The following is a 9,382-nucleotide window of genomic DNA, read 5'->3' as shown; positions in this document are numbered from 1 at the left end:
TTCTCAAATTATCCCGCAATTATGCAACGGCAAAAAAACATTCCGATAGTCAACAGTCAACAGTCAACACCCAACAACCTGACTAATTTATTTTTTACAATCCCCTAATTTGGTTTTTGGAGTTGATTTAAATAATTACTGCAAAAAATGGGCAATTATGATTAGACTATTCAATGATGAACTGTCAGCAGTAGCCACAAAACTTCGTCAAAGCACAGTTAAAGTTAAAACTAGTGCCACAGCAGTGGGTTCTGGTGTTATTTGGCAAGCTGATGGGCTGATTATTACTAATGCCCATGTAGCAACTAGCAACCGGGCAACTGTGGAATTGTGGGATGGTAGGGTATTTGAAGCAGTGCGATCGCATTTTGACCCGCAGCAAGATTTAGCAGCACTCAAAATTAACGCCACGGATTTAAACATTGCAAGTATCGGTGATTCAGATAAGTTACGACTTGGCGAACTAGTTTTAGCGGTGGGAAATCCTATGGCTGATAGCGGTGCAGTGACAATTGGTATTGTTCACACAAATCATCCACAAACTGTAATGGCAGATTTACAGTTGTATCCTGGCAATTCTGGGGGGCCTTTAGCCGACTGTCTGGGTCGAGTGGTGGGTATTAATACAATGATTGTCAACAATTTGGCTGTGGCAATTCCCAGCAATATTGTTAACCGCTTTTTACGCGGTAGTCAACGTCTGCAATTAGGAGTGACACTGCAACCTGTGGTTTTAGGCAGACGTACTCTAGGTTTATTAGTGTTATCAATACTTCCTGGCAGTGTAGCAAAAACCGTGGGGTTACAAATTGGTGATGTATTAGTTGGGGTTTCTGGACGTGCTTTTACTCAACCTGAGGACTTGGCTAAATATCTGCATCAAATCGGCAACTCTATCCCATTACAATTTCTGCGGAATGGTCGGCAATTGATAGTTTACATCACCAGACAAACTGCTGTGGAGGCTACATGATTCGGGTGATAGTGGTTGCTGCTTCTCCGGTGGTGAGGGCGGGTTTATCAGCGGTGGTGAGTAGCAATCCCCAACTGACAGTGGTGGCCAGTGCATCTGATTTGGGTATGGTGTCTCAGGAAATTGAGCAATTACAACCAGATGTAATTTTGCTCGATTTCGGCAGTAACCCAGAAGCTATCTGGTCAAAATTGCAGTTAATTCCAGAACAGCAAATTATAGCGATCGCTGAAGATATGGATAGTATTGACCTAGAAACAGCATTCCGTTTGGGCATCCAAGGCATATTATCCAGTACTAGCACAGAGGCAGAAATTATTGCAGGTGTGGAAGCAGTTGCTTGTGGTTTGGTAGTGCTGCACCCTAGTATTTTAGAATTGTTACCCATGCGGGAAAAAACAGCATCTCACCCCGTGCAAACATTGACTCCAAGGGAAATGGAAGTTTTAAGTATGCTGGGTTCTGGGTTAGGAAATAAAGCGATCGCCAAACGCCTGCAAATTTCCGAACATACAGTAAAATTTCATGTTTCATCAATTTTTCAAAAGCTTGGGGTTTCTACCCGCACTGAGGCGGTGACAGCCGGTGTCCGCTTAGGTTTAATCATGTTGTAAATGCGGTGATATCAGGTTCGGTTCAAGACCCATAGTTAGGACTGAGCCGGAGACACGGAGACACGGGGACGCGGAGACACGGAGAGGTTTTTATTATAGTAATTAGGCGGACATGATATCATTCGCTTATATCCCCCGCATAAATGATTTACGGTGTACGCACAAGTAGAGACGTTGCACTGCAACGTCTCTACAGGGCTAGTTGGCGTTGTATAATTGTGAGATGATTTGAGAATTTGCATCAAGACATAATCCCCGCGTCTCCGTGTCAGCCTAAATCATCCCATTATTCAGCAACATCGGCTAGTTTTGTCTGTAGGCTTTCGGTGTCATACCTGTGATTTGCCGGAACTGTTTACTTAAATGGCTGTGGCTGTTGAAGCCGCACACTAAAGCAATTTCGATAATCGAGCGATCGCTTTTTTTCAACAACTGCTTTGCACGTTCGATGCGTTGCTGAAGCAGATATTGGTAAGGAGCAATTCCCATCGCCTGCTTGAACAGATGACTGAAATGAAACTGACTCATACCAAGCAATTGGGCTAAATCTGCAAGCTTGATGTCTTGATGCAGATTTGCATCGATGTATTCTAAAATCTGAATTAATTGGCGCTGAGGTAAACCACCGTTGTAAACAGTCAACCGGGGTTTGATGGCAGAATATTGTCTGAGCAAATGTACTGCCAAGACATTTGCTAGTGATTCAATATAAAGTCTTCCGCCTAAATTTTCTTGTTTTAGCTCAGAAAAAAGCATCATAGCGATGGACTCAATGTGGCGATCGCGAGTCCGAAATTCTGTGATTAATTCCAGCTGTTCGGTATTTGTATCAATGGTTTCTCTGGCAACATGCTGGATAAAATCAGATGCAATCCGAATTAATAAGTAGTGGTCTTCTAAATCCCAACGGGCAAAAAATGGCGTTTTTGCAGGAGTTATGGAAAGGTCACCTTTGCCATACAACCCTGTATAACTTTTGCCTCCCTGAATTTGTAGCAAAGGCACAGGACGGGGTGCAAGAGATACACAAATAGCATGTTCATCTCTGTAATAACTTGTTCCTTCACCTGGGGGGTGTTGGAATTCCTCCAACCAAATATTTTCCCAACCCTGATTTTCACTAGATAAGATAGGCTGACAGGTTATTTGAGTCTGGCAACCCGTTGGAATTTCCATGATAAAAATAATCAATCTATCTTAATAAGGGACTTCCAAGTAAAAAAATATTCTACGGAAGAATGTTAAAAGTCAACAACCGCAACCGCAATAATTTATTTTTTGGAGTTACCTAATTGTATTCACTTGAGGAAGACTCCCAGCAATTAGCCGCAAGATTTTGATAATTGCACAAAAATCAGATAGTACGGTATCAGTCATTTATCTAAGCTGGAATAGTCAAACAATTTTGGATAAAGGATTTTGGATTGACTTTATGCGTGTTTGGGTATTGTTCCTGGTTTTTGGATAGGGGCCAATACTTGTCGGTTAAGGGGAAAAGGGGCAGGGGAAAGGGGAAAGAAAAAACCTTTAACCTTTTCGCAAAACCAAATTCCGAGTTGAAAATGCACAAAGCGAGCAGTATTGAGATAGGGGCTTGTTTTTAGGTTATAAATTTTTGAATCAACAATCCAAAATTTAAAATCCAAAATCTAAAATTCCGTGATTGAGCAAAAACAACTATGGCACATCTATTGCATATTGATTCTAGTCCTCGTGGTGAGCGATCGCACTCTCGCAGACTGACACAAGAGTTCGTTGCTGCTTGGAAACAGTCTCATCCAAGTGATACCATTACTTACAGAGATATTGGCCGAAATCCAGTCCCCCATGTAGATGAATCCTGGATTGCTGCTGCTTTTACACCGCAAGAACAACACACCCCTCAATTAAAGGAAGCGATTCGCATCAGCGATTTGCTCGTGGATGAATTTTTAGCTGCGGATTTCTACGTCATTGGCGTTCCTATGTACAATTTCAGCGTTCCCAGCACCCTCAAGGCATATATCGATCAAATTGTGCGAATTGGACGAACTGTTTCCTATGAACCAGAAGATACTGACAATCCTTACAAACCTCTGGTTTTAAATAAAAAAATGTGGGTTATTACCGCACGTGGCGCTTCTGGATTTGAACCTGGCGAACGCTACGGAACGATGAATCATCAAGACCCTTATTTAAGAACGGTTTTCGGTTTTCTAGGCATCACTGATATCAACTTTATCCATGTTGAAAATGACGAGTTAGGCGGCATAAGTTTGAGTGAATCCATCGCCAAAGCTCGTGCGAAAATTACAGAATTAGTGGCAGCATAGTTTTGTGGGGAGGTGGGGAAGGTAGGAAAGAAATTTCTTTCTACTTTTCCTACACTCCTTTATTTTTGAACTTTTAATTTTGAATTGTTATCATCTCTTCTGTTCCTCTGCTTCTGTGCCGGAATTTTCAAGCAGACACCAGATTGTCTAGCTGCAATTGGCACTGTTGAAATAGATAATTGACAGCCGCAAATAATTTATCTAACTCTTGAATAGAGTATAATGTAATGTTTATCGTAAATACTTGAGCGTTGAGGTTAGCAAATTGCCAGCGATCGCCATTAGAAACAATACCAAATATAGTGATTGTCATTTCCTCATTTAATCGCTGTGCCATATTGATATCTTGAATAAAATTTATATGATGCTTTTACTAATTTTCCCCACACCCCAAACCCCACACCCTTATTCTTAGTGCCAACTTCAAATTTAAAACTTATCTCTGGGCTGTACAACAGGGCAACAGAGGCTTGTTTACAACTTCTTTAATGTCTACAGAATTTAACAAATCTTCCCAGTATTTTTGAACTTCGGGGTCGTTAGGTTGCTGGCGGCGTAAATTAGCTAAAGTTCTCAAAGAGTCTTCCCAAAATCCAGCTGTGGCAAATAAAACTGCACGTTCCAAGTCTGTGTTTGGTTGTTTTAGCTGGAGGGATAGATTTTCATCCTGCGATCGCACTATAGTACCTTCTGTATATGAGTCTTTATCACGGTTACTCACATCGCAAATCATAGAAAAAGTCCAACTATATTCTTTGCCGATTTGTAAAGATGACTTATTAGCAGGTACCGTTACACTCACAATACCGTTTTGCCCAACAGGCTTGAAAGTTTCTTTATATAATGGATCGATACTCTCATCATCTTGCAAAACAAATTCTAATGCTTCTAGTTTTGTAGAGGTTTGAGGAATATAAAAATAGAATGTTGGATGTTCTGCTGTGGTTCGTTGAGCTTCTTTATCTGTTGGTGTCAAAGGAATAATAGATTCTCCAATTTGAACACAAGTCCCGCGCGTTCCTGCTGACCTGACTCTACCAGGTTTACCCGGAACAAAGGCAATACGATTTCTAGCACTGCCACGTTGAATATAACCTGTAACATTTCTAATGGCCGCAGTCGCATATTTATCTCCAGGACGCAGGCGTTCTGCTTGCTGAAAATATGCTAAAGCTTTTCGATAATTTCTGCGTTTGGTTTCGTTATAACCAAGTTGCATGTATTGAGTATAAGCAGCTCTAGTTTGTGCCAGTTGGTAAACTGACTCTGTTGCTAAAACCTGAGTCATGCTCAGAGGTTCTAGGGGTAAAAATGCTAAAGCTGCAAGCACGTAACTTGCCCAAAAATTATGTTTCATTATATCCCTGTCTACTTGTAGTACATTCGGAGGGGTTTATATAATAAATTAGCTTAAGGTTGACACTAACAAGGCTTTACATGTGCTACTTTCTCAGCAAGTTAAAGTAGCGCATGAAACAACCGTCGCTTCACTCCAATTCCAAATTCCAAATTTAAAAATAATTAAATAATTCAGGACTTACGCAACTGGCATATTAATTTAAGTTAATCAATTGTCTATATGTCAATCATGAAATCACAAAAATTTGGGTAGTTGACTATCGGATTTATGACCCAGACAGAGATGGAAAAACAAAGATAGTACATGTGACGGAGATGTTGCAAAACCTTGTGCATCATAAAGTTATATTATTTCAAGTTGTTTTGATGGACACTTGGTATGCGACAAATAAATTGTGCCTACTCTCGCTCCAATGACCCTTGAAACCCACTCCAATAGACCTGCCTTAAAAATAGGGCATTGGGCATGAGATGATTAATTTTTATTGCTCCTTGTGAGCGCAACTCATGGAGTAATACCATTTTGGATTTTAGATTTTAGATTTTGGATTGTGAAACAGTTAGTAGTAATCGCTTTTGGCTATACATCTGTCGCAATCATTTTTCAAATTGGTATAAGAGTGCAAAAGTGCTTTTTGCACTCTTGCGGGAAAAGCAATGGATGTTAAAGGGGAAAGGGAAAGGGAAAATACCAATACTTTCCCTCTTTCCCCTTCCCCTTTTCCCGACTTCTCTTAGAAGTCTAATGTTTGGGCTATCTTTTTCCCGATTCACTACTCCCTGCTGTTGCTTTAACCGGACTCCGGTCACGATAGAACATCGTGACTGCTAGTAAAAAGCTACTTTCACAACCAGTTTTTAACTAATTGTTAATTATGCTTTTGCAAGGTTTTCAGCAACGAAGTCCCAGTTAACTAAGTTATCTAGGAAATTCTTGATAAAGGCTGGACGAGCGTTTCTATAGTCAATGTAGTACGCGTGTTCCCAAACATCCAAGGTTAAGAGTGCCTTCTGACCATAAGCTAGAGGATTCTCTGCATTTGGTGTTTTAATCACTTTTAGCGTACCACTATCATCAATTAACCAAGCCCATCCACTGCCGAACTGAGTTGCGGCTGCGTTAGAAAACTCTTCTTTGAATTTGTCGAAGCTACCAAAATCTTTATCGATCTTGGCTGCAAGGTCACCGGCGGGTGTACCACCACCTGCTGGTTTCAAGGAATTCCAAAAGAAAGTGTGGTTCCAAACTTGAGCCGCGTTGTTAAAGATTCCTGTTTTAGAGGAGTCTTTAAAGGAAATTTGAATCACCTCTTCCAAAGACTTGTCAGCAAGTTCTGTACCTTCAGTCAGCTTGTTGAGGTTATCTACATAGGCTTTGTGATGCTTGCCGTAGTGGTACTCGAAAGTTTCAGCTTTCATACCATATGGTTCTAGAGCATCACTCTTAAAAGGTAGGGGGGGCTGTACAAATGCCATTGTGTGTAATCCTCTCTTTAGCGGTTTCTAGTTTCAAGCTATTGCAGAAGCTTAGAAAATTAGCAGCTTTTAATTTTGGCAGTTTTATGTCTTCTATGATGAAACATAAAACTTAACATCGTCATTCTACTACCAAAGTGAAGAGAAAACAAAGTACTCGCCTAATAAGTAAAATAAGTCAAACTGCTAGGGAATAATGGCTATAAATAAAAATGACTAATATTTCATAGCAACATCCAATATGTCAATCTGATTTGAAGGATATGAAATCAGAATGGTTATATGGTAGTGCGATTTGATTAATGAACTGAACTGTATAGGCAGGCAAGAGCTAAGAGGCAATAAGCAACAGGGTTATAAAAGAGTAAAGTGTACGGAATTTTGTTCAAAAATCAAATCCGATGCCTATATTCCCAAGTTCTATAATAACTCGCGGATTTTTTCGTTTGAGAATAATAATTGAGGAGTGGTATTAAGTAATTAGGATTTAGCAATTAAAGATTTGAAACTTCTACCTATAGTGAGATTAATTGCTATATTAAAAATCAATCTTAAGCTAGATTAATTTATATTTAAATTCATATTATGATAAAGATAATCTTTTTGCTTAAGATAAATAAAAATAGACAATAATAAAATTATTTAATACAAATTAAAAATATTCCTGTTAACTGTTGACAGTTGACGGTTGATTGTTAGCGATCAAACAACTTAGGAAGCGACTGTGCAATTTAAAAGCCTATAAAACAATAGAGTTAACCGTTGACGGTTCACAGTTAACACTCAACGGTAAACAGTCAACAGCCAATAATCAACCATCCAAAGCAAAATAATTTATTTGTTGGAGTGTTGGAGTTCGACGACTACCACTCAGATAAGCGTTGGCGGTAATAGTTAACTATTTGTGCAGTCACTTCAGACACGTCTAAACCATCAGTTTGCAATTCGATGGCATCCGCCGCTTTTTGCAAAGGAGAAATTTTACGCGTACTATCTTTGGTGTCGCGTTCGGCAATGTCGCGTTCTAACTGCTCTAAACTGACTTCGGGTTGACCAAGTTTTTGAAAATCTTGGTGGCGGCGACGTGCGCGTTCGCTAACAGAAGCGGTTAAGAAAATTTTCACTTCGGCATCGGGGAACACATGAGTACCAATGTCCCGGCCTTCAGCTACTAAACCACCTTTTTTACCCCAGCTTTGCTGTTGTTTAACCAAAGCTTGACGTACAGAACTTTGTGCTGCGATCGCTGATACTTGAGATGTCACCTCAACGCTGCGGATTGCTTGGGTAACATCGATACCGTTAATCCAAACCTGCACCGGAAATTGTAAATTCTGGGTGGGTGTAAGCTCAATATGACATTGGCTGGCTAATTCGGCGATGGCACACTCATCATTAATAGCAATGCCATGTTGCAGTACCAACCAAGTTACAGCGCGGTACATTGCTCCTGAATCCAAATACACTAAATTTAGGACTGCTGCCACTTGACGCGCCACTGTGGATTTTCCCGCACCTGCTGGGCCATCAATGGCGATGATGGGTTGACGATCGCGCAAAATAATATTATCAATCAAACGTGTAGAACCCAGACGGGCTGCGATCGCCAGCATTCCTTCCTCCTGAACTTTATTTAAAGACATCAACGTAGTCGGTTCAACCAATTCAATATATTCCACTAAAAGTGTGCTGACCATTGTCAGTTCTTGCTGTATTATTGCTATCAACTTGCTGCTATCGCGAACTCCTTGGCGAAAGGCAACTTTAGCTTTTTGCAAGCTGCGATACAGCACCGCCGCTTGCTCTTTTTCTGTTGCAGTCAAATAATGATTACGAGAACTCAAGGCAAGACCCGATGCTTCCCGTACTGTTGGACAAGCAACAATTTCCACTGGCATATTTAAATCAGCTACTAGCCGCTTAATAATTGCCAGTTGCTGACCATCCTTTTGACCGAAGTAGGCTCGGTCAGGCTGTACCAAGTTGAAAAGCTTGGTCACAATCGTTGCGACACCCTGAAAGTGACCCAGGCGAGAACGACCACACAAGCCAGATATCATAGCAGATGGGGGTATAACTTGTGTAAGCTTTGATTCTTGTATACTTTTCTGCGGTACTGTCATTTCTTCCGGAGTCGGCGCAAAAATTGCATCTACCCCAAATTGTTCGCAAAGCTGTTTGTCTTGCTCCAAAGTCCGCGGATAACGTTCGTAATCCTCATTGGGCGCAAATTGCAAGGGATTGACGAAAATACTGACAATCACCGTGGAATTTTCTTGTCGCGCCCGTTGAATCAAGCTTAAATGACCTTGATGCAAATTCCCCATTGTCGGCACCAGGCCAATTGCCGTCTGATGCCAGCCATTCATCTCATCTAGTACCAGATTTTCTGGAGCCGCAATCAGCTTGTTTTCCAAGCAGCGTTTAGTTAAATAGCAGCGTAAAGCCGCAACTGTTCTCAACAGGCGCACAAAAATACCCCTAGTTCTCTCATCCCTCCCCCGTTAGTTTATATCTGAAAGAGAGGAGATAGTTGAACTAGAGGAATTAAGTAATGGGCATGGGGCATGAGGCATGGGGCATTGGGCAAGCGGGGAGTGTGGGAGGTGTGGGAGGTGTGGGAGGATGTGGAAGAAATCTTTCCCCCC

7 protein-coding genes and 1 pseudogene are annotated in these 9,382 nt (G+C 41.0%); 3 read left to right on the top strand and 5 right to left on the bottom strand.

Features of this window, described 5'->3' with window-relative positions:
• Positions 1-157: 157 nt before the first annotated feature.
• Both GNE10_RS27205 and GNE10_RS27200 read left to right on the top strand, forming a co-directional pair.
• Entirely contained in the window at positions 158-973 is an 816-nt protein-coding gene (locus GNE10_RS27205; protein WP_185568630.1) for a S1C family serine protease, read from the top strand.
• Positions 970-1,587 (top strand): response regulator transcription factor, encoded by a 618-nt coding sequence (locus GNE10_RS27200; protein WP_185568629.1) that lies wholly within the window; start codon positions 970-972, stop codon positions 1,585-1,587. Before GNE10_RS27205 ends, GNE10_RS27200 begins: the two co-directional genes overlap by 4 nt.
• 303 nt (positions 1,588-1,890) lie before the next feature.
• Here GNE10_RS27200 and GNE10_RS27195 read toward each other — a convergent pair whose 3' ends face one another.
• Positions 1,891-2,763: a helix-turn-helix domain-containing protein gene (locus GNE10_RS27195; RefSeq protein ID WP_185568627.1), complete on the bottom strand. Its 873-nt coding sequence runs from the start codon at positions 2,761-2,763 to the stop codon at positions 1,891-1,893.
• A gap of 503 nt (positions 2,764-3,266) precedes the next feature.
• Here GNE10_RS27195 and GNE10_RS27190 point away from each other — a divergent pair.
• Complete coding sequence (locus tag GNE10_RS27190) at positions 3,267-3,899, top strand: FMN-dependent NADH-azoreductase (RefSeq protein WP_185568625.1); 633 nt, start codon at positions 3,267-3,269, stop codon at positions 3,897-3,899.
• A gap of 127 nt (positions 3,900-4,026) precedes the next feature.
• Here GNE10_RS27190 and GNE10_RS27185 read toward each other — a convergent pair.
• From GNE10_RS27185 to GNE10_RS27170, 4 genes and pseudogenes are all read right to left on the bottom strand, one after another.
• Positions 4,027-4,233, bottom strand: a pseudogene (locus GNE10_RS27185) (hypothetical protein); the annotation flags it as partial.
• A 102-nt stretch (positions 4,234-4,335) separates the two neighbouring features.
• Positions 4,336-5,256 (bottom strand): DUF928 domain-containing protein, encoded by a 921-nt coding sequence (locus tag GNE10_RS27180; RefSeq protein ID WP_099067065.1) that lies wholly within the window; start codon positions 5,254-5,256, stop codon positions 4,336-4,338.
• A gap of 875 nt (positions 5,257-6,131) precedes the next feature.
• Positions 6,132-6,734, bottom strand: a complete 603-nt coding sequence (locus GNE10_RS27175; protein WP_099067066.1) for a superoxide dismutase — start codon at positions 6,732-6,734, stop codon at positions 6,132-6,134.
• An 863-nt stretch (positions 6,735-7,597) separates the two neighbouring features.
• Positions 7,598-9,205, bottom strand: a complete 1,608-nt coding sequence (locus tag GNE10_RS27170) for a bifunctional pantoate--beta-alanine ligase/(d)CMP kinase (protein WP_185568621.1) — start codon at positions 9,203-9,205, stop codon at positions 7,598-7,600.
• Positions 9,206-9,382: the final 177 nt, after the last annotated feature.

The organism is Nostoc sp. 2RC (genome assembly GCF_014222165.1).
GTDB classification, from domain to species: Bacteria; Cyanobacteriota; Cyanobacteriia; order Cyanobacteriales; family Nostocaceae; genus Nostoc; species Nostoc linckia.
This window is presented reverse-complemented; position numbering and strand designations above follow the sequence as displayed.

Coding starts and splice junctions, on each gene's coding strand:
- GNE10_RS27205 (WP_185568630.1), top strand. CDS start 158: ATGATTAGACTATTCAATGATGAACTGTCAGCAGTAGCCACAAAACTT.
- GNE10_RS27200 (WP_185568629.1), top strand. CDS start 970: ATGATTCGGGTGATAGTGGTTGCTGCTTCTCCGGTGGTGAGGGCGGGT.
- GNE10_RS27195 (WP_185568627.1), bottom strand. CDS start 2,763: ATGGAAATTCCAACGGGTTGCCAGACTCAAATAACCTGTCAGCCTATC.
- GNE10_RS27190 (WP_185568625.1), top strand. CDS start 3,267: ATGGCACATCTATTGCATATTGATTCTAGTCCTCGTGGTGAGCGATCG.
- GNE10_RS27180 (WP_099067065.1), bottom strand. CDS start 5,256: ATGAAACATAATTTTTGGGCAAGTTACGTGCTTGCAGCTTTAGCATTT.
- GNE10_RS27175 (WP_099067066.1), bottom strand. CDS start 6,734: ATGGCATTTGTACAGCCCCCCCTACCTTTTAAGAGTGATGCTCTAGAA.